Source organism: Streptomyces sp. CA-181903 (assembly GCF_050937075.1).
Lineage (GTDB): Bacteria > Actinomycetota > Actinomycetes > Streptomycetales > Streptomycetaceae > Streptomyces.
The window spans coordinates 286485-308955 of sequence record NZ_JBNJLY010000001.1; the positions used below are offsets into that span (position 1 = coordinate 286485).

The following is a 22471-nucleotide window of genomic DNA, read 5'->3' on the forward strand; positions in this document are numbered from 1 at the left end:
GTTGGCGATCTTGGGTGGTTCAGGAAAGGGCCGCGGTGGCCTCCGGGGCTCCCCCGTCCGCCCGGGCGGTGAGGAAGGCCGCGAGCTCGGCGACGGTGGGCCGGGCCAGCAGGTCGGCGACGGTCACGCCGGTGCCGAACGCGTCACGGACGCCGTGCAGCAGGGACATCAGCAGCAGCGAGTGGCCGCCGAGGTCGAAGAAGCCGTCGTCGACGCCGACGTCGGGCAGTCCGAGCACCTCGGCGAAGACGTTACACAGCGCCTTCTCCACGGGGTCGCGCGGGGCCCGGCCGGTGGAGCCGACGGCCGTGTCGGCGGCGGTGGGCGCGGGGAGGGCCTTGCGGTCGAGCTTGCCGTTGACGGTCAGCGGCAGCGCGTCGAGGACGACGAACGCCGACGGGACCATGTACTCCGGCAACCGCGCGGCCAGCGACCGACGCAGACCCGCGACGTCCACCGCATCGGCGGCGGGGACGAGATAGGCGGCCAGGCGCTTGACGCCGGGCGTGTCCTCGCGGACCACGACGGCCGCCTGCGCGACGGCCGCGTCGGCGGTCAGCGCGTCCTCGATCTCACCCGGCTCGACCCGGTAACCCCGGATCTTCACCTGGTCGTCCACCCGGCCCAGGAAGTCCAGCAACCCGTCCTGCCGCCACCGCACCACATCACCCGTGCGGTACATCCGCGCACCCGGCTCCCCGAACGGATCCGCCACGAAACGGCCCGCCGTCAGCCCGGGACGGTCGAGGTAGCCCCGGGCGAGTCCGACGCCGGAGACGTAGAGCTCGCCGGGGACGCCGACGGGCACGGGCCGGAGGTGGGCGTCGAGGACGTGGGCGCGGGTGTTCCAGATCGGACGCCCGACGGTGGCCGTGTCACTGTCGAGCGTGCCGCCGCCAAGGGTGTTGATGGTGTACTCGGTCGGACCGTAGAGGTTGTAGCCCATCACACCCGGCGTCTCGCGCAGCCGCGTCCACAAGGACTCGGGCACGGCCTCACCGCCCAGCAGGACCAGCGCCGGCCGGTGCCGGCCCTCGTCCAACAGGCCGCATTCGACCAGGGCCTGGGCATAGGAGGGCGTCACGTTGATGACGTCGATCGTGTGCTCGGCGCAGTAGGCGGCCAGCCCCTCCGCGTCACGCCGCAGCGACTCGTCCAGGACGTGCACCTCGTGCCCCTCGACCAGCCACAGCAACTCCTCCCACGACATGTCGAAGGAGAACGACACTGTGTGCGCGATCCGCAACCGCCGCCCACCCGCAGCCGAGATCACCGGCTCGAAAATCGCCTCACGGTGATTGAGCTGCATATTCGTCAGACCACGGTACGGCGTCACCACACCCTTCGGCCGACCCGTCGAACCCGACGTGAAGATCACATACGCGGCGGCGTCCAGATCGACGTCCGCGTCCACCGGACCGGACGGGAAGCCGGCCAACTCCTCGGCGACGCACGGATCGTCCAGCTCGACGACCGGAACGCCGTGCACGTCGGGCATCCGGTGCCGGGCGGTCGAGTCGGTCAGCAGGACGACGGGACGCGTCTCGGCGACCATGTAGGCGAGGCGGTCCACCGGGTAGTCCAGCTCCAGCGGCAGGTAGGCCGCCCCGGTCCGCAACACCGCGAACAGCGCCGCGACCATCTCCAGCGACCGCGGCAGCCCCAGTGCCACCACCCGCTCTGGTCCCGCACCACGGGCCATCAGCAGTCGCGCCAGACGGTTGACTTCGGCGTCCAGTTCGGCGAAGGTCCACACCCGCTCGCCGGCCACCAGCGCGACCTCGTCCGGGACGGTCGCGGCGCGCTCGGCGAGCAACTGCGCCACCGACTTCTCGGGCAGTTCCCGGTCCGTCGCCGCCCACTCCCCCAGCACAAGGTCGCGCTCCCGCCCGGTCAGCACGTCCAGGGTGCCGACGCGGCGGTGCGGGTCCTCGGCGATCTGGGCGAGGAGGGAGAGGAGGCGTTCGACGAGGGCCTCGGCGGTGGCGCGGTCGTAGAGGTCGACCGCGTACTCGAAGGCGATGTCGATCTCTTCGGCGGTGGGCGTCTCCTCGAAGTTGAAGTCGAGTTCGAACTTGGCGGCGCCGAGCTCGAAGGGCAGGATGCGGCTTTCCAGGCCCAGCAGTCGGCCGGCGCGGCCGTCGTTGTTCTGGTAGCCGAGCATCACTTGGAACAGCGGGTGCCGGCCGGCCGCGCGCGGCGGGTTGAGCGCCTCGACGAGGCTGTCGAACGGCAGGTCCTGGTGGGCGAACGCGGCCAGGTCGTTCTCCCGGACGCGGCCGAGGAGTTCGGTGAACGTCGGGTCGCCGGACAGGTCGTTCCGCAGCACGAGGGTGTTGACGAAGAAGCCCACGAGTCCGTCGAGCGCCGCGTCCGAACGGCCCGCGACGGGCGCGCCGAGCGGGATGTCGTCGCCGGCGCCGAGCCGGTGGAGGAGCGTGGCGACGGCGGCCTGGAGCACCATGAACGTCGTGGTGCCGGTGGCCGTCGCGGCGTCGCGGAGGCCGCGGTAGACGGCCGGCGGCACCTGGGCGCGCACGGTGTCGCCGCGGTGGCCGGTGTCCCGGCCGCGCGCCCGGTCGCGGGGCAGCGCGAGTTCGTCGGGCAGGCCGTCCAGGGCCTGCCGCCAGTAGGCGGTCTGGCGGTGGTGCGCGCTGCGCTCGTCGGCCGGGTCGCCGAGCAGTTCGCGCTGCCAGAGCGTGTAGTCGGCGTACTGCACGGGCAGCGGCTCCCAGCCGGGGGCCGTGCCCGCCGCGCGGGCGGTGTACGCGGCGGTGAGGTCGTCGATGAACGGCAGCATCGACCACTCGTCGCCGGCGATGTGGTGGAAGAGGAGGACGAGGACGTGGTCCTCGGGGGCCACCTCCAACACCGTTATCCGCAGGGGCAGTTCGCGCGCGAGGTCGAAGGCGTGGCGGACGGCCGCCTCGACGTCCGCGGCCAACAGCTCCTCCGTCGTCGCGGCGGTGTGCAGCGCGTCGGCGGGGTCGGGCGCGTCGAGGATCCGCTGGACGGGCCGGCCCTCGTGCTCGCCGACGATCGTGCGGAGGCTCTCGTGGCGCCGGGTCACGTCGGCCACGGCGTGCCGCAGCGCGTCCTCGTCGAGTGCGCCGGTCACGCGGACGACGAGCGGGACGTTGTACGTGGCGCCCGCGTCGTCGAGGTTCTGGAGGTACCACATGCGTCGCTGGGCGTGCGAGAGCGGCAGTTCGGCCGGGCGCTCGCGGCGCGTCAGGGCGGGGCGGCGGTCGGCGCCGGGGGTGGTGCGCTCGGCGAGCGCGGCCGGGGTCGGGGCCTCGAAGAGATCGCGGACGGCGAGGTCGGTGCCGAGTTCGGTGCGGATACGGCTGACGAGGCGGGTGGCCAGCAGGGAGTGCCCGCCGAGGTCGAGGAAGTGGTCGTCGGGGCCGACGGCCTGCACGCCCAGCACCTCGCCGAAGAGGGCGCAGAGGAGTTCCTCGCGCTCGTTCCGGGGGGCGCGGCCGGTGCCGTCGCGGCCGAGGTCCGGGGCGGGGAGGGCCTTGCGGTCGAGCTTGCCGTTGACGGTCAGCGGCAGCGCGTCGAGGACGACGAACGCCGACGGGACCATGTACTCCGGCAGCGACGCGGCGAGCGACCGGCGCAGACCCGCGACGTCCACGGCTCCGGCGGCGGGCACGAGGTAGGCGGCCAGGCGCTTGACGCCAGGCGTGTCCTCGCGGACCACGACGGCCGCCTGCGCGACGGACACGTCGGCGGTCAGCGCATCCTCGATCTCACCCGGCTCGACCCGGTAACCCCGGATCTTCACCTGGTCGTCCACCCGGCCCAGGAAGTCCAGCAGCCCGTCCTGCCGCCACCGCACCACATCGCCCGTGCGGTACATCCGCGCACCCGGCTCCCCGAACGGATCCGCCACAAACCGGCCCGCCGTCAGCCCCGGACGGCCGAGGTAGCCGCGCGCCAGGCCCACGCCGGACACGTACAGCTCGCCCGGCACCCCGACCGGGACCGGCCGCAACCAGGCGTCGAGGACGTGCGCGCGGGTGTTCCAGATCGGACGCCCGACAGTGGCGCTGTCACTGTCGAAGGTGCCGCCGCCAAGGGTGTTGATGGTGTACTCGGTCGGACCGTAGAGGTTGTAGCCCATCACACCCGGCGTCTCGCGCAGCCGCGTCCACAAGGACTCGGGCACGGCCTCACCGCCGAGGAGAACGAGGACGGGCCGGTGCCTGCCGTCGTCCAACAGGCCGCATTCCACGAGTGCTTGGGCGTAGGAGGGCGTCACGTTGATGACGTCGACCTCGTTCTCGGCACAGTAGGCGGCCAGCCCCTCCGCGTCACGCCGCAGCGACTCGTCCAGGACATGCACCTCATGCCCCTCGACCAGCCACAGCAACTCCTCCCACGACATGTCGAAGGAGAACGACACCGTGTGCGCGATCCGCAACCGCCGCCCACCCGCAGCCGAGATCACCGGCTCGAAAATCGCCTCACGGTGATTGAGCTGCATATTCGTCAGACCACGGTACGGCGTCACCACACCCTTCGGCCGACCCGTCGAACCCGACGTGAAGATCACATACGCGGCCGCGTCCATATCGACGTCCGCGTCCACGAACTCACCGGACAGCGCACCGAGTTCGGCGGTCACGGCCGGGTCGTCCAGCTCCAGGACCGGGACGCCGTGGACATCCGGCATCCGTTCGCGGACGGTCGAGTCCGTGACCAGCACGACCGGGCGGGTCTCGGCGACCATGTAGGCGAGGCGGTCGGCCGGGTAGTCGAGTTCGAGCGGCAGGTAGGCGGCGCCGGCGCGCAGCACCGCGAAGAGGGCCGCGACCATGTCGAGCGACCGGGGCAGCCCGAGGGCGACCACGCGGTCGGGGCCGGCGCCCCGGGCGAGGAACAGCCGCGCGAGGCGGTTGACGCGGGCGTCGAGTTCGGCGTAGGTCCAGACGCGGTCCCCGGCGACGAGGGCGACCGCGTCCGGGACGGCGGCGGCGCGTTCGGCCAGCAGGTCGGCCACCGACTGCTCCGGCAGCTCCCGCTCGGTCGCCGCCCACTCCCCCAGCACGAGACCGCGCTCCCGCCCGGTCAGCACGTCCAGGTCGCGGACGGGCACGTCGGGGCCGGCGGTGATGCGGTCGAGCAGGGTGACGAGCCGGCCGGCGTGTTCCTCGACGGTGGGGCGGTCGAAGGCGTCAGGGCGGAACTTCCAGTCGAAGGTGAGCCGCGCGCCGGGATTGGCGGTGAAGATGAGCGGGAAGTGCGTGGCGTCAACGTCCGTGACGCCCTCGACGCCCAGGGCCTCGCCGACGCGGTCGCGCTCGTCCTGGTCGACGGGGGTGTTGCGGAGCACCTGGAGGGTGTCGAAGAGGCGGCCGAGTCCGGTGGTGCGCTGGATGGCGCCCAGGCTGAGCTGGTGGTGCGGCAGCAGGGCCGCCTGTTCGCGCTGGAGGCGGGTGAGGAGGCCGGCCGCCGTCTCGTCGCGGTCGAGGCGGACGCGGACGGGGACGGTGTTGAGGAACATGCCGACGGTCCGCTCGATGCCCGGCAGGTCGGCGGGGCGGCCGGAGACGGTCGTCCCGAAGACCACGTCCTGCCGGCCGGTGAGCCCGGCGAGCAGCAGGCCCCAGGCGCCGGAGAGCACGGTGTTCAGGGTCAGGCCGTGGGTCTGTGCCCAGCCGGTGACGCGGTCGCTCAGTTCGGCGGTGAGCTCGGTGGTGTGCTCCTCGGGGAGCAGCGAGGCGCGCTCGCGGGCGTGCGGGGCGACGAGCGTCGGCTCCTCGACGCCGGCCAGGGACGCCCGCCACGCCTCCTCGCCGGCGGTGGTGTCCTGGGCGTGCAGCCAGGCGAGGAAGTCCCGGTACGGCAGCGGCTCTTCACCTTCCGGAGCGGCCGGCGTGCCGGTGGTGACGAGCGCGTGGCAGTGCGCCAGCAGCTCCTGGAGGAACAGCCCGGACGACCAACCGTCCCAGAGCAGCGTGTGGTTGGTGACCAGGACGTACTGGCGGCCGTCGGGGGTGAGGACCGAGACCAGGCGCAGCAGCGGCGGGTTCGTCAGGTCGAAGCGGGTGCGGGCCTCCGCGTCCCTGAGCCGGGCGAGTTCGGCGTCGGCGGCCTCCGGCGCGAGGCCGCGCAGGTCGGCCTCGGTGACGGGCACGTCGACGGCGTCGGGGACGAACTGGACGGGCTCGTCGAGTCCGTCGTGGAGGAAGCCGGCGCGCAGGTTGGGGTGGCGGTCGAGGACGGCGGTGACGGCGGCGCGCAGCGCGTCGAGGGGGACGGGCCGGCGGAGGGTGACGACGTCGCGGGAGGTGTAGACGTCGAGGGCGTCCTCGTCGTACAGGGCCTCGAACAACAGGCCGCGCTGGAGCGGGGAGAGTGGCCAGATCTCGGCCCCGGCGGGCACGGCGGCGCGGGCCTCGTCGCTCGGCCGGGGCAGCTCGGGCGCGGTGAACGGCTGGTCGGTGACCGTCTCCCCGCGGGCGCGCTCGGCGAGTCCGGCGGGCGTGCGGCCCTCGAAGACGTCGCGGGGGCTGAGGGCGAGGCCCTCGGCGCGGGCGGCGCCGACGAGGCGGATGGAGGTGATGCTGTCGCCGCCGAGGCGGAAGAAGTCGTCGTGGACGCCGGCCCGGGGCAGTTCGAGGACCTCGGCGAAGATCCGGCAGAGCAGGGCCTCGGTGGCGTCGGCCGGTTCGCGGTCGTCGGTGTGCCCGGCGTAGTCGAGGGTGTCGTCGGCCGGGAGCGCGGCCCGGTCGATCTTGCCGTTGACGTTGAGCGGGAGCGCGTCGAGGACGGCGAAGGCCGACGGGACCATGTACTCGGGCAGCCGCGCGGCGCAGACGGCCCGCAGCTCCCCGGTGTCCGGCGTGGCGCCGGGGGCGGGGACGACGTAGGCGACGACGCGCTTGACGCCGGACGCGGTGGTGCGGACGAGGACGGCGGCGTGGCCGACGGCCGGCTGGTCGGCGAGGACGGCCTCGATCTCGCCGAGTTCGATGCGGTAGCCGCGGATCTTCACCTGGTCGTCGGTGCGGCCGAGGAAGTCCAGGCCGCCGTCCGGGCGGCGGCGGACGAGGTCACCGGTGCGGTACATGCGGCTGCCGGCCGGGCCGTAGGGGTCGGCGACGAAGCGGGACGCGGTGGTGGCCGGACGGTTGAGGTAGCCGCGGGCGAGCTGGGCGCCGGCGAGGTAGAGCTCGCCGGGGACGCCGACGGGCACGGGCCGCAGCCAGGCGTCCAGGACGTGGGCGCGGGTGTTGCGCAGCGGCCGGCCGACGGTCGGGGTGGGGCTGTCGGCGAGGTCGGCGGCGAGGGCGTCGACGGTGAACTCGGTGGGGCCGTAGTAGTTGACGCAGGTCAGGCCGGGTGCGCGGTGCAGCCGCGCCCACAGCGCCTCGGGCACGGCCTCGCCGCCGAGCAGCAGGACGGCCGGGCGGTGTGGGGCGTCGGCGTCGAGGAGGCCGCTGTCCAGCAGCTGCTGGGCGTAGGTGGGGGTGACGTCGAGGGTGTCGACGCGCTGCTCCCGGGCGTACGCGACGACGGCCTCGGCGTCGCGGCGCTCGTGCTCGCCGAGGACGTGCAGCTCGTGGCCGCCGATCAGCCAGATGAGCTGTTCCCAGGAGGAGTCGAAGGAGAACGAGGCGGTGTGCAGGGCGCGCAGCCGGTCGCGGCCGGTGGCGCGGACGGCGTCGGCGAAGACGGTGTCGAGGTGGTCGTGGGCGAGCGCGGTGAGGCCGCGGTGCTCGATGACGACGCCCTTGGGGCGGCCGGTGGAGCCGGAGGTGTGGATGAGGTACGCGGGGTGGCCGGGGGCGATGGGTCCGCCGCGTTCGGCGTCGGTGAGCGGCCCGGCGGGCAGCGCGTCGAGGGTGGCGCGGAGGTCCGGGTCGTCGAGGAGGACCACGGTGGTGCCGGGGACCTCCGGCAGGCGGTCGGCGACCTCGCGGGTGGCGACGAGGAGCGCGGGCCGGGCGTCGTCCAGGAGCAGGGCGAGGCGCTCGTCCGGGTGGTCGAGGTCCAGCGGCAGGTAGGCGCCGCCGGCCTTGAGGACGGCGAGGATCGCGGTGACGGACGCGGTGGTGCGGGGCAGGGCGAGGGCGGCGACGCGCTCGGCGCCGAGGCCGCGGTCGCGGAGCAGCCGGGCGAGGCGGTCGGAGTGCTCGTCGAGTTCGGCGAAGGAGAGCCGCTCGGTGCCGCCGTCGAGGGCCGGGCCGGCGAGGGCGGTGGCGTCGGGGGTGCGGGCGGCCTGCGCGGTGAACAGGTCGGTGACGGCCCCCGCCGGGACGGGGTGGTCGCCGCCGTCGGCGGCGGCCGTCAGCTCCTCGCCCTCGCCGGGCAGCAGGGCGTCGAGCCGGGCGAGCGGGGTGTCGGGCTGCTCGGCGAACAGGGTGAGCAGGCGCAGGAAGCGGTCGGTGACGCGGCGGGCCGCCGCGTCGTCGAACAGGTCGGTCCGGTAGCCGAGTTCGAGGCGCAGGGTGGCGCCGGGCAGCACGGACATGGTCAGCGGGTAGTGGGTGGCGTCGCGGGCGCCGAGGCCGGTGACGCGCAGCCCGCTCGCGGCGGCGGCCGCGCCGAGGGTGTCGGAGACGTCGTCGCTGCCGCTGTAATTCTCGACGACCAGCAGGGTGTCGAACAGCGGTCCGTCGACGGCGGTGAGCCGCTGGATGCCGCCGAGTCCGAGGTGCTGGTGGTCCATGAGGGCGGCCTGCTCGGCCTGGACGGCGGCGGCCGTGCTCGCGAGCGTCGCGTCGGGTGCCAGCCGGACGCGCACGGGCAGGGTGTTGATGAACAGGCCGACCATGGTGTCGGCGCCGGGCAGGTCGGCCGGGCGGCCGGAGACGGTGGTGCCGCTGACGACGTCGGCGGCACCGGTGAGGGAGCCGACCAGGACGCCCCAGAGGGTGTGGGCGACGTTGCCGAGGGTCAGGCCGCGGGCGCGGGCCACGGAGGTGACGGCGGCGGTGAGTTCGGGGCCGGCCTCGGTCTCGACGGTGCCGGGGTCGACGGCCGCGCCGAGCGCGGCGCCGGGCGCCACCGGGTGCGGTTCGGTGAACCCGTCGAGGGCGGCGGCCCAGGCCCGGCGGGCGGCCTCGGTGTCGCGGGTGGCGAGCAGTTCGAGGTGGTCGCGGTAGGGGCGGACGGCCGGCAGGGCGGCGAGGTCGCCGCGCGAGCCGACGAGGGTGAGCAGCTCCCGGACCAGGATCGGCATGGACCAGCCGTCGAGGAGGAGGTGGTGGCAGGTGATGACCAACCGCGCCCGCCCCTCGTCCAGGCGCAGCAGGGTGAGCCGCAGCAGGGGCGGCTCGGCGAGGTCGAAGCGGTGGTTCCAGTCCTCGGCCATCGCCGCGCGGACCGCGTCCTCCCGGGCCGCCGGGTCGCCGGCGAGGGCGGTGAGGTCGCGTTCCCGCACGGGGGTGTCGACGTCGCGCGGGACGAACTGGACGGGCTCCTCGCCGTCGTCGTACCAGAAGCCGGCGCGCAGGTTGGCGTGGCGGCGCAGCAGGGCGTCGGCGGCGGCCGCCAAGTCCGCTGTCCTCAGGGGGCCTTCGAGGTCCAGGTGGGACTGGACGACGTAGACGTCGCGCGCGTCCTCGTCGTAGACGGCGTGGAAGAGGAGGCCCTCCTGGAGGGAGGACAGGGGGTAGACGTCCTCCAGCGCGGACCCCGCTGCGGAGTCGGCCTGGGTCGGTGCGGTGGCGTCGTTCATGGTGGGGTTCTCTGTCCGGGAGGGAGAGGGGGCGGTGGGCTGGGGGCCGTGGCTCATCGGCCGGTCGGGGTTCATCGGCGCCTGCGCAGGCGGGCTTCGAGGCGGTCGATGCGCTTCTGGTCGAGGCTGACCAGGCGGACGTCGGACGGGGTGATGCCGCCCGCGTGCGGGTCGGCGGTGTGCCGGGCGAGGGCGTCGAGCGCGGCGAAGAGGCGGTCGGCGAGGACGGCGACCTGGTCGTCGGTGAACAGGGCGCCGGGCCAGCTCCATTCGACGACCAGTTCCGGCCGGCCGTCGGGGCCGGTGGTGACGACGGCGTCGAGCTCCAGCGGGTACGGAACCGGCATGGCCGGGTCGGGTGCGGCGCCCTCGGCGACGGCGGCCCGCTCGGCGTCGGGGGCGAAGGGCCAGCGGCCGTCGCGCGGCCCGCCCTGGTGGTCGGTGCGCCCCCGGTAGTTGAAGAGGAGCTGGGAGGCGGGGAGCGCGGCGAGCAGCGGCGCGGTCTGCGCGTTGAGGTGGCGCAGCAGGCCGTGGCCGAGGCCCCGGTCGGGGGCCGCCCGCAGCTGCTCCTTGACCCGCTTCAGGGCGTCGCCGGCCGCCGGACCGCCGGCCAGGGCGGCGGACACGTCGAGCGTGGAGACGTCCAGGCGGACGGGGTGGACGGTGGTGAACCAGCCGACCGTACGCGACAGGTCGGGGGCGAGCCCGGCCGTGTCACTGCCGCCGCGGCCGTGGCCCTCCAGGTCGACCTGGAGGGCGCCGGTGTACGCGGCGGGCAGGGCCGGGTTGGCGACCCGGCGCCAGTCGGCGGCGGCGAGGGCGAGGCCGGCCAGCAGGACGTCGTCCACACCGGCGGAGAACGCCTGCGGCACGGCGGTCAGCAGCGGCGCGGTGCGGTCGGCGGGCAGGGTGCGGCGGAGCGTCCGCAGGGTGGCGGTGGTGTCGCGGCGCGGGTCGACGGGCGTACGGGACAGGGGCGCCTGCGGCCCGGCGAGCGCGGTGCGCCAGTAAGCGGCCTCGGCGGTACGGGCCCGGCTGTGGGCGTGCTCCAGCAGCTGGGCCGTCCAGGCGCGCAGCCCGGTCGCCTCGGGTTCGAGGGCGGGGGTACGGCCCTCGGCGCGGGCCGCGTACGCCTCGGCGAGCTCGGGGAGCAGGACGTGCCACGAGACGCCGTCGACGGACAGATGGTGGACGGTCAGCAGCAGCCGGCCGTCGGCGTCCGGGCCCGCGTCGCCGTGGACGGCGCGCAGGACGGTGCCGGTGGCGGGGTCGAGCGCGGCGGCGGAGGCGTCGGCCTCCTTGACGAGCAGGTCCCGCAGGGCGTCGGCGTCCAGCCCGGTGAGGTCGGCCTGCCGCAGGGTGGCCGGATCCGTGACGGCGGGGGCCGTGTCGGCGGGCAGGATCTCCTGCGTCCACAGCCCGTCGGTACGGTCCAGGCGCAGGCGCAGGGCCGGGTGGTTGCGGGCGAGGTCGGCGAGGGCCGCGCGCAGGGGCTCGGGGCGGAGTCCGGCCGGGACGGTGAGCAGCACCGACTGGTTGAACCGGTCGACGGGGCCGCCGTGTTCGCGCAGCCAGTGGACGACGGGCAGCAGGGGCAGTTCGCCGTCCTCGGCCACGGGTGCGGCGACGGGCTCCTCAGTGGGTGCCGTGCCGCCGGCGGCGGCGAGCGCGGCCGGGGTCGGGTGCTGGAAGACGTCCTTGGCGGCGACGGCGAACCCGGCCTTGCGGGCGGCGCCGACGAGCTGGATGGAGACGATGCTGTCCCCGCCGAGGGCGAAGAAGTTCTCGTCCTCGCCGACCTCCGGCAGGCCCAGGACCCGGGCGAAGACCGCGGCCATGGCGGCGGCCGGGGTGCGCTCCGCAGCGACGGGAGCCGCCTTGCGGGGGGCGCGGCCGGGCTCGGGCAGGGCCTTGCGGTCGAGCTTGCCGTTGACGCTCAGCGGCAGCGCGTCCAGCAGCGCGACGACGGCGGGGACCATGTGCTCCGGGAGCCGCGCGGCGAGGGCGTCGCGCAGGTCCCGCGGGTCGGGCGTGGCGCCGGGGGCCGGGACGGCGTAGCCGACGAGCTGCCGGGCGCCGCCGGGGGCCAGCGGCCGGGCGACGACGGCGGCCTGGGCGACGGCCGGCAGGCCGGCCAACGCCGCCTCGACCTCGCCGAGTTCGATGCGGAAGCCGCGGATCTTCACCTGGTCGTCGGTGCGGCCGAGGTACTCGACCGAGCCGTCGGCGCGGCGCCGGACGAGGTCGCCGGTGCGGTACATGCGGGTGCCGGCGGGGCCGTACGGGTCGGCGACGAAGCGGGACGCGGTGAGCCCGGGGCGGTTCAGGTAGCCGCGGGCGAGCTGGACGCCCGCGAGGTACAGCTCGCCGGGGACGCCGACCGGGACCGGGCGCAGCGCCGCGTCCAGCACGTGCAGACGGGTGTTCCACACCGGCCGGCCGATGGGGACGATGCCGGCGCCGGGCTCGGCACGGTGGTGGGTGACGTCGACGGCGGCCTCGGTCGGCCCGTACAGGTTGTGCAGCTCGATGTGCGGCCACAGCGCGGCGAACCGGTCCACGGCGGCGGCGGGCAGGGCCTCGCCGGAGCAGAAGACGCGGCGGACGCCGCGCAGTCCGGCGCGGATCGCCTCGTCCTGCTCGGCGGCCGCGGTGAAGGCGGTGAGCATGGAGGGGACGAAGTGGGCGGTGGTGACGGCGGTTTCGGCGGCGAGAGCGGCCAGGTAGTCCGGTTCGCGGTGCCCGCCGGGCCGGGCGAGCACGACGGCGGCGCCGCTGACGAGCGGCAGGAAGAACTCCCAGACGGAGACGTCGAAGCTCGCCGGGGTCTTCTGGAGGATCCAGTCGGCGGGCCGGATGCCGTACGCCTCCCGCATCCAGTCGAGGCGGTTGACGATGGCCTCGTGGGTCACCACGACGCCCTTGGGGCGGCCGGTGGAGCCGGAGGTGTAGATGACGTACGCGGCGTGGTGCGGCGCGGCTTCCACCGGGACGGCAGCGTCCGAGCCGGGCTCGTCGGCGAGCACGACGGGCGTCCCGTCGAGGAGCGGCAGCCGGTCGCGGACGGCGCCGACGGTCACCACGGCCACCGGCGCGGCGTCGGCCACCATGTCCGTGAGGCGCTCGGCCGGGTGGTCGAGGTCCAGCGGCAGGTAGGCGGCGCCGGACTTCAGGACGCCCAGCAGGGCGGTCATCAGCTCGGCCGAGCGCGGCACGGCGACGGCCACGATCCGGTCGGGCCCGGCACCGAGGGCGGCCAGCCGCCCGGCCAGCTCCCTTGCGCGCTCGTCCAGTTGACGGTACGTCAGTTTACGGTCCTCGTACACGACGGCCGTCGCGTCGGGAGCCGCGGCCAGCCGCTCGGCGAACCGGGTGACGAGGGTGCCCGGTGCCACGAGGTGATCGGTGGCGTTCCACTCCCCCGCCAGCGCCCTGCGCTCGCGCGGGCTGGTCACGTCCACGCGGTCCAGGGGCCGGCCGGGGGCGGCGAGGACCTGTTCCAGGACGTTCAGCAGCCGCTCGGCGAGGAGTTCGGCGGTGGCGAGGTCGTACAGGTCGGCGGCGTGGATGACGGTGAGGTCGGTGTGCGCGCCGTCGGCGGACTCCAGGAAGGTGAACGCGAGGTCGAAGCGGGCCGCGTGCAGCGGGTCGGGGAGCAGCGTGGTCCGGGCGCCGAAGAGGGCGTCCAGGCCGGCGGCCTCCTTGCGGTGCTGGACCATCACCTGGAACAGCGGGTGGCGGCCCAACGACCGCTCGGGGCTGACGATGTCCACCAGCCGGTCGAAGGGCAGGTCCTGGTGGGCGAGGGCGCCCAGCACGGTCTCCCGGGCCCGCTCGACGAGCCGGTCGAAGGTGAGGGCGGAGCCCTCGGGGGCGGTCAGGTCGTGCCGCAGGACGAGGGTGTTGACGAAGAATCCGACGACGTTCTCGACGGCCTCGTCCGTGCGTCCGGCGACGGGCGTGCCCAGGGCGACGTCGGTGCTCCCGGCGAGGGTGCCCAGCAGCAGGGCGCCGGCCGCCTGGGTGACCATGAACGGGGTGACGCCGGCGCGGTGCGCGTACGTGCGCAGCGCCCGGTGGAGGGCGTCGGGCAGCCGCAGCCGGACGGCGCCGCCGCGGCCGCTCGGCTCGGCCGGGCGGGGACGGTCGGTGGGCAGCGTCAGCTCGTCGGGGAGGCCGGCGAGCCGCTCGGTCCAGTAGGCGGTCAGGCGCTCGTCGGCGGGCAGGTCGCGCTGCCACAGGGCGTGGTCGGCGAACTGCAGCGGGAGCGGCTGCCAGACCGGCGCGGCACCCTGGCGCCGGGCGGCGTAGGCGGCATCGAGGTCGCGCAGGAGCACGCCCTCGGACCACTCGTCGCCGACGATGTGGTGCAGGGCCACGCACAGCACGTGCGTCTCCGGTCCGGCGACGAGGAGCGTCGCGTGCACCGGGGGCGCGGCGGCCAGGTCGAAGGCGCGGGCGCCGGCCTCGGCGACCGCCTCGTCCAGCCGCTCGGGGGCGGCCTGCCGCACCTCGAACGGGATCCGGGCCTGCTCCGGCGTCAGCACCTTCTGGTACGGGCGCCCGTCGGTGTCCGGGAAGGCGGTGCGCAGCGCCTCGTGGCGGGCGACGACGTCGGCGAACGCGGCGCGCAGGGCGTCGGCGTCGAGCGGTCCGTCGATCCGCAGCGAGCAGGGGATGGTGTAGGCGGTGCTGGGTCCCTGGAGCTGCTGGAGGAACCAGAGCCGGGCCTGTGCGGGCGACAGCGGCACCTCGGCCGGGCGCGGTCCGGCGGTGGGGCCGGGGCGGTCCGTGCCCGCGCCGTCCAGCCGGCGCGCGAGGGCGGCGGGGGTGCGGGCGTCGAACAGGTCGCGGATGGTGACGGGCGCGCCGAGGGCCGTACGGACGCGGCCGACGAGGCGGGTGGCGAGCAGGGAGTGGCCGCCGAGGGCGAAGAAGTCGTCGTCGGGGCCGACGGCGGGCAGGCCGAGGACGTCGGCGAACGCGCCGCACACCAGGGCCTCGCGCTCGTCGCGGGGCGCCCGGCCGCCGCCGGCCGTGCCGGCGAAGGCGTCGGCGTCGGGCTCGGGGAGGGCCCGCCGGTCGAGCTTGCCGTTGACGTTCAGCGGCAGCGCGTCCAGGAGCACGATCGCGGACGGGACCATGTACTCGGGCAGCCGCTCGGCGAGGGCGCCGCGCAGTTCTCCCGCGTCGGGCCGGGTGCCCGGCGCCGGGACGGCGTACCCGACGAGGCGCTTGACGCCGCTCGCCGTACCGCGCGCCAGCACGGCGGCCTGCGCGACGGCCGGCAGGGCGGCCAGCGCGGCCTCGACCTCGCCGGTCTCGACACGGAAGCCGCGGATCTTCACCTGGTCGTCGTCGCGGCCGAGGTAGTCGAGGGTGCCGTCGGCGCGCCACCGGACGACGTCGCCGGTGCGGTACATGCGGGTGCCGTCCGGGCCGTACGGGTCGGCGACGAAGCGGGACGCGGTGAGGGCGGGCCGGTTGCCGTAGCCGCGGGCGAGGCCGGGCCCGGCGATGTACAGCTCGCCGGGGACACCGGCGGGCACGGGCCGCAGCCGCGAATCGAGCACGTAGACGCGGGTGTTGGCGATGGGCCGGCCGACGGACGGCGTGGGGCTGTCGTCGAGGGCGGCGCCGAGGGTGTCGACGGTGTACTCGGTGGGGCCGTAGAAGTTGTGGCCGATGACGCCTTCGGTGTCCCGGATGCGGGTCCACAGGGCGTCGTCGACGGCTTCGCCGCCGAGCAGGAACAGCACCGGCCGGTGCCCCTGCCCGTCCAGCAGGCCCCACTCGACGAGCTGGCGGCCGAAGGACGGGGTGACGTCGAGGGTGTCGATCCGGTCGGCGCGCAGCCGGGCCGCGAGGGCCTGCGGGTCGCGGCGCGACTCCTCGGTGTAGACGTGCAGTTCGTGGCCGCAGACCAGCCAGAGGAGCTGTTCCCAGGAGGAGTCGAAGGAGAACGAGGCGGTGTGCGCGGCGCGCAGCCGGCGCCCGCCGGCGGCCTCCACGGCGCGGGCGAAGACGGTGGAGCGGTGGTGGTCGAGCATGTTGGCCAGGCCGCGGTGCGGCACCTGGACGCCCTTGGGGCGGCCGGTGGAGCCGGAGGTGTGGATGACGTACGCCAGGTCGTCGGGGCCGGGGCGGCGCGGGGTGGCGCCCGGGTCGCCGTCGTCGCGGACGTCCTCCAGGAGGACGGCGGTGCGGCCGTCGAGGGGCAGCCGTCCGACCACCTGACGGCTCGTCAGGACGGCGACGGGCGCGGCGTCTTGCAGCATCAGCGTCACGCGGTCGGCCGGGTGGTCGAGGTCCGCCGGCAGGTAGGCGGCACCCGCCTTGAGGGTGCCGAACAGGGCGGCGACCAGGTCGGCGGAGCGGGGCAGGGCCAGGGCCACGACGGTGTCCGGGCCGGCGCCGAGGGCGGTGAGGCGACGGGCGACGGCGTCCGCGCGGGCGCCCAGGTCGGCGTAGGTCCACCGCTCGGTGCCGCAGACGACGGCGGTGGCGTCGGGCGTCGCGGCCACCTGTGCCTCGAAGGCGTCGACGACCGTGCCGTCGGGGACGGCCCGTTCGGTGGCGTTCCAGGCGTGCAGCAGGGTGTCGCGCTCGGCCGGGGCGAGGACGTCGAGGGAGCCGACGGGCGCCTCCGGGCGGGCGGCCATGGCGTCGAGCAGCCGCAGCAGGCGTGCGCCCAGGTCGGCGGCGCGGGCGGCGGTGAAGGTGTCGGGCCGGTACTCGACGGTGATGCGCGGGGCGTCGCCCGGCAGGACGAGGACGGACAGCGGGTAGTGGGTGGCGCCGCGGTGGTTGATGCCGGTGACGCGCAGGTGCCCGGGCCGGCCGGCGGGGTCGGGGGCGGTCAGTTCGTCGGCGTCGACCGGGTAGTTCTCGAAGACGAGGAGGGTGTCGAAGAGGGTGCCCAGCCCGGCCTGCGCCTGGATGTCGGCGAGGCCCGCGTACTGGTGGTCGAGCAGCCGCGACTGCTGCCCCTGGAGGCGGGCCAGGGCGGCGGCGACGGTCTCGTCCTCGTCCACCGTGAAGCGGACGGGGATGGTGTTGCTGAAGAGTCCGATGATGGACTCGACGCCGGGGATGTCGGCGGGCCGGCCGGAGACGGTGGCGCCGAACACGACGTCGGTACGGCCGGTGAGCCGGCCCAGCAGGACCGCCCAGGCGCCCTGCACGAGGGTGTTGAGGGTCAGGCCGTGGTCGCGGGCGAGCGCGGTGAGCGCGGCGACGGTCCCGGCGGGCAGCGGCAGGTCGACCTCGCCGGCCGTGGCGCCGGCGGCCGGGTCGCCGTCGGCGAGGGTGTCGGCGAGCAGCGTCGGTGCCGTCAGGCCGTCGAGCGCGGTACGCCAGGCGGCGGTGTGCGCGTCGTCGTCCTGGCGGGCGAGCCAGGCGAGGTGGTCCGCGTAGGAGGCGGCGGGCGGGAGGGCGGATACGTCGCCGCCGGCCGCGTAGGCGGCGATGATCTCGCGCAGCAGTACGGGGGTGGACCAGCCGTCCATGACGAGGTGGTGGCGGGTCAGTACGAGCCGGTGGCGCTCGGGGCCGAGGCGCAGCAGGGCGCAGCGGAGGAGCGGCGGCCGGGTCGGGTCGAAGGGGGTGGTGGCCTCGGCCGTCTCGACGGCGGCCACGGCGTCGGCCGGGGCGTCCGTGAGGTCGTGGACGGTCCACGGGACGGTGACCCGGGCGGCGACGGTCTGCACCGGGCGGTCGGCGGCGGTGTGGTCGAAGGCGGCGCGCAGGGCGGAGTGACGGTTCGTCACCTCGTCGACGGCGCGGCGGAGCGCTTCCTCGTCGAGCGGTCCGGTCAGTTCGAGGCCGGTGAGGGAGGTGTAGAGGCCGTCGGCGCCGGTCTCGTAGAGGGCGTGGAAGAGGAGGCCGTCCTGGAGCGGGGAGAGCGGCCAGACGTCCTGGGTGCCGGGCCGGGCGTCGAGGACACGGTCGAGGGCGGCCTGGCCGAGCCCGGCGAGCGGGACGTCGGAGGGGGTCGGCCGGGGTTCGCCGGCCTCGGCGGCCCAGGCGGCGAGCGCGTCCAGGGCGCGGAACCAGCGGTCGCCGAGGTCGCGGACGGCGTCCTCGGTGAGGACGCCCTCCGGCCAGGTCAGGACGGCGGTCAGCTCGGGGCCTCCGGGGCGGTCGTGGACGAACGCGCCGATCTCCAGGGCGTGCGCGGCGGGCAGTTCGGGGTCGCAGGCCGCGGCGAACGCGTCGCCGGCGGGCGTCCAGGGGGCGTCGCCGGACGCGAACCGGCCGAGGTAGTTGAAGAGGAGCCGCGGCGTGGGCGCGGCGGCGAGCTCGGCGCGCGCCTCGGGGTCGAGGTACCGCAGCAGACCGTACCCGGTGCCGTCGTCGGGCAGGGCGCGGAGCTGCTCCTTGACGAGGGTCAGGGCGCGCCCGGCGTCGGCCGGGTCGACGCCTTCGAGGTCCAGTCGGGCGGGGTACTCGCTGGTGAGCCAGCCGACGGTACGGGAGGTGTCGGCGCCGGGGACGAGGTGGTCTTGGCGGCCGTGTCCCTCCAGGCGCAGCAGCAGGTCCGCGCGGGCCCCGGCGCCCTGCCGCTCGCGCCGCCGCCCGAGCACGGCCAGGGCGAGGCCGGTGAGCAGCACGTGGTCGACGCCGGCCCGGCGGGCGGCGGGCACGTCGGCGAGCAGGGGCGCGGTGCGGTCGGCGGGCAGGGTCAGCCGCAGGGTGCGGCTGGTCGCGGCGGTGTCGCGGGCCGGGTCCACGGCCGGCTCCCCGAAGAGCGACCCGGCGCCGGGCGCCGACACCTCGCGCCAGAGCGGCAGTTGGGCGCGGAGGGTGCCGGAAGCGGCGGCGGCGTGCAGCCCCTTCACCCAGCGGCGCAGCGGGGTGCTCGCCGGCGCGAGCGCCTCGCCCTCGTAAGCGGCCCGCAGGTCGGGCAGCAGGATGCGCCAGGAGACACCGTCGACGGCGAGGTGGTGCACGGCCAGCACGAGCCGCCCGGGCGTGTCCGGGCCGAGGTCGCACCAGGTGGCGGCGAGGACGGTCCCGGCGGCGGGGTCGAGCCGGTCGACGGCGGCGGCGCGCTCGCGCTCGACGACGGCGTCGAAATCGCCTTCGGCCGTGCGGACCAGGTCCGCGCGGTGGAGAGTGACGGCGGGGGCGGTGGAGGCGGGGAGGATCTCGGTGGTCCAGGTCGCGGCGCCGGCGGCCGCGTCGGAGCCGAGGACACCGGCCTCGGGCTCGGTGCCCACGGACGCGTCCGGGCCGCCGCGACCGGGCTCCGCCTCGGCCCCCGGCGTGCCGGTACCAGACGCCGATACGGTGCGGCCGTCCTGCCGCTCCGCGACCGCGCCGTAGCCGCCGGACTCGCCGTCCGGACCCAGCACCAACCGCAGCCGCAGCGCCTCATGATGGCGCGTCAACTCGTCCAGCGCGCCCGTGAGCCGCTCCGGCTCCAGGCCCGCCGGGACCGTGACGACCGTCGTCTGGGCGAAGCGCCGTACCGGGCCGCCGCGTTCGCGCAGCCATTCCGTGATGGGGGTCGCGGGGAGGGGGCCGGTCGCGTCCTCGCGGCGGTCCTCGGCCGTCCCCCCGTCCCCGGCCAGGCGCTCCGCGACGGCCGCCACGGCGGCGATCGTCTTGCGCTCGAAGACGGTCCGGGGCGTGATGCCCCAGCCCGCCCGGCGGGCGCGGCTGCCGAGCTGGATGGCGGAGATACTGTCGCCGCCGAGGGAGAAGAAGTTGTCGTCGACTCCGACGGCGTCCAGGCCGAGGACGTCGGCGGCGACGTCGGCGAGCACCCGCTCGGCCTCCGTGCGCGGGGCCCGTGCCGTGGGCGCGGCGGCGGGGGCCGGCTCGGGCAGGGCCTTGCGGTCGAGCTTGCCGTTGAGGCTGAGCGGGAGGACGTCGAGGAGGACGACGACCGGCGGGACCATGTGCTCGGGCAGCGTGGCGGCCAGCCCGGCCCGCAGCTCCTCGGGGTCGGGGGTCCGTCCGGCGGCGGGCACGGCGTAGCCGACGAGGCGACGGGCGCCGCCGGGGGTGGTGGCGCGAGCGGTGACGGCGGCCGCGGCGACGCCGGGCAGCGCCTCCAACGCGGCCTCGACCTCGCCGAGTTCGATGCGGAAGCCGCGCACCTTGACCTGGTCGTCCGTACGGCCGAGGTATTCGACGACGCCGTCGCCGTGCTCGTCTACCGTCCATCGGACGAGGTCGCCGGTGCGGTACATGCGGCTGCCGGCCGGCCCGTACGGGTCGGCGACGAAGCGGGACGCGGTCAGCCCGGGGCGGTCGAGGTAGCCGCGGGCGAGCTGGACGCCCGCGAGGTACAGCTCGCCGGGGACGCCGACCGGGACCGGGCGCAGCGCCGCGTCCAGCACGTACAGGCGGGTGTTCCACACCGGCCGGCCGATGGGGACGACGCCGGCGCCGGGCCGGGTGCGGTGATAGGTGACGTCGACGGCGGCCTCGGTCGGCCCGTAGAGGTTGTGCAGCGGCACCTCGGGCAGCGCGTCGTACCAGCGTTCGACGACGTCGCCGGGAAGGGCCTCGCCGGAGCAGAAGGCGCGGCGCAGTCCGGCGCAGGAGCGGGCGGCGGACGGCTCCTCCAGGAAGGCGCGGAGCATGGAGGGGACGAAGTGCAGGGTGGTGACGTGCCGTTCGGCGATGAGCCGGGCCAGGTAGGCGGGGTCCTTGTGGCCCTCGGGGCGGGCGAGGACGACGGTGGCGCCCTCGCAGAGCGCCCAGAAGAACTCCCAGACGGAGACGTCGAAGCTGGCGGGGGTCTTCTGGAGCACCCGGTCGTCGGCGCGCAGCCGGTACGCGTGCTGCATCCAGGCGAGGCGGTTGGCGATGGCGCGGTGGGTGACGACGACGCCTTTGGGACGGCCGGTGGAGCCCGAGGTGTAGATGACGTACGCGGGGTCGTCGGGACCGGGCCGGGTGACGGCGGCGCTCTCGGCGCCCTCGGACGACTCGTCCAGCAGGAGGGCGTGCTCCCGGACGGCGGCCGGGAGCCGGTCGAGGACGGCGCGGACGGTGACGACGCGCACCGGACGGGCGTCCTCGGCCATGGCGGCGAGCCGGTCGGCCGGGTAGTCGGTGTCGAGCGGCAGGTAGGCGGCGCCGGACTTGAGGACGCCGAGCAGGGCGGCCATCAGCTCGGCGGAGCGCGGCACGGCGACGCCGACGATGGTGTCCGGTCCCGCCCCGGCGGCGGCCAGCCTGCGGGCCAGCGCCTCGGCGCGCGCGTCGAGTTCGCGGTAGCTGAGGAGGGTGTCCTCGAAGACGACGGCGGTGGCGTCGGGGGTGGCGGCGGTCCGTTCGGCGATGCGCTGGACGAGGGTGGTGGCGGCGAGGGGCCGCTCGGTGGCGTTCCAGGTGCGCAGGACCGCCTCCCGTTCGCCGTCGGCGAGGAGTTCGGCGCGGTCGAGGGTGAGGGCGGGGTCGGCGGCGAGCCGGGCGACGAGGTCGGCGCAGCGCTCGGCGTGGCCGGCGAGCGTCGCGGCGTCGTACAGGGCCGGGTTGGCGTCGAACTCCAGGTGCAGCAGGCCGTCGGGGCTCTTGGTGACCGACACCGACAGGTCCTCGACCGGCCCGGAGGCGAGGTTGACGGTGTGTCCGGGGACGCCCGCGAAGTCGAGGTCGAGGTCGAAGGGCTTGATGTTGAGCATCGGCCCGTACAGCCGCGTCTCACCGCCGACGAGGCCGAGGTCGCGGCGGATGTCCTCGCCGCGGTAGTGCTGGTGGCGGCGGGCGTCCTTGAGCTCCCCGGCGGCGCGCCGGATGAGGTCGGGGAAGGTGTCGGTGCCGGATACGGGGAGCCGGACGGGCAGCACGTTGACGGCCATGCCGGGGACGCGGAGGGTGCCGGGGGCGCTGCGGGCCATGAAGTGCATGCCGAGGACGGCGTCGGGGGTGCCGGTCATCCGGTGCAGGTAGGCGGCGACGCCGGCGGTGGCGGCCTCGGCCCAGGTGGCGCGGACGGCGTCGGCGCGGGCCAGGACGGCGGCGGAGCGCTCGGCGCCGAGGGCGACGCGGTGCCGGAGGAAGGTGGAGGACGCCTGGGCGGTCTGCTCGGTGAGGCCGGTGGCGGCCGGGCGGCCGGTGTGCCGGCCGGTCCAGTAGGCGCGGTCGGCGGCGGGCCGGTCGGAGGCGAGGTAGGCGCGGTCGGCCTCGACGAGCCGGGCGACGGGCTCGAACGGCGAGGCGGGGACGGGCTCGCCGTGCACGAGGGCGGTGTAGACGGCGGCGACGCGGCGGGTGAACAGGGCGACGCTGTAGCCGTCGACGACCAGGTGGTGGAAGTACTGGAACCACAGGTGGTGGTCGGGGGCGACGGTGACGAGCAGGGAGCCGGTGAGCGCCGGGGGTTCGCCGTCGGCGGCGTCGAGGCGGGGTGGGCAGGAGAGCTGGGCGCGGACCAGTTCGACGGCGGCGTCGACCGGGGAGGCGGCGCCGGTGGTGTCGAGCCGGGGCAGGTGCCAGGCGGCGGCGTCGAAGGGGACGGGGACCTGGACGGTGCGGCCGTCGCGCTCGGCGAGCCGGATGTGCAGGCCGTCGGCCTCGGCGAGGGTGCGGCGGAGGGCTTCCTCCAGGGCGGGGACGTCCAGCGGGCCCTGGAGTTCCACGTACTGGCCGACGTTGTAGCCGGGGTTCTCCGGGTCGATCCGCTGCGCCGAGAGCACGCCCTCCTGGGCTCGTGTGAGCTCCAGGGTCCGTCCTGCGTCGCTGGTCACCTCTGGCATGGCGCCTTCCGGGTCGTTCGTGGGAAGTGAGGGTGGGGGTACGGGTTCCGGGGCCCGCCGG

At 75.7% G+C, this 22471-nt stretch carries 1 protein-coding gene and 1 pseudogene; both read right to left on the minus strand.

Annotated features, from left to right (window positions below):
- Window positions 1-19: 19 nt before the first annotated feature.
- A pseudogene (locus tag ACQEVS_RS01300) lies at window positions 20-9658 on the minus strand (amino acid adenylation domain-containing protein); the annotation flags it as partial.
- A 107-nt stretch (window positions 9659-9765) separates the two neighbouring features.
- Window positions 9766-22401 (minus strand): amino acid adenylation domain-containing protein, encoded by a 12636-nt coding sequence (locus ACQEVS_RS01305; RefSeq protein WP_433013926.1) that lies wholly within the window; start codon window positions 22399-22401, stop codon window positions 9766-9768.
- Between the last annotated feature and the right edge of the window lie 70 nt (window positions 22402-22471).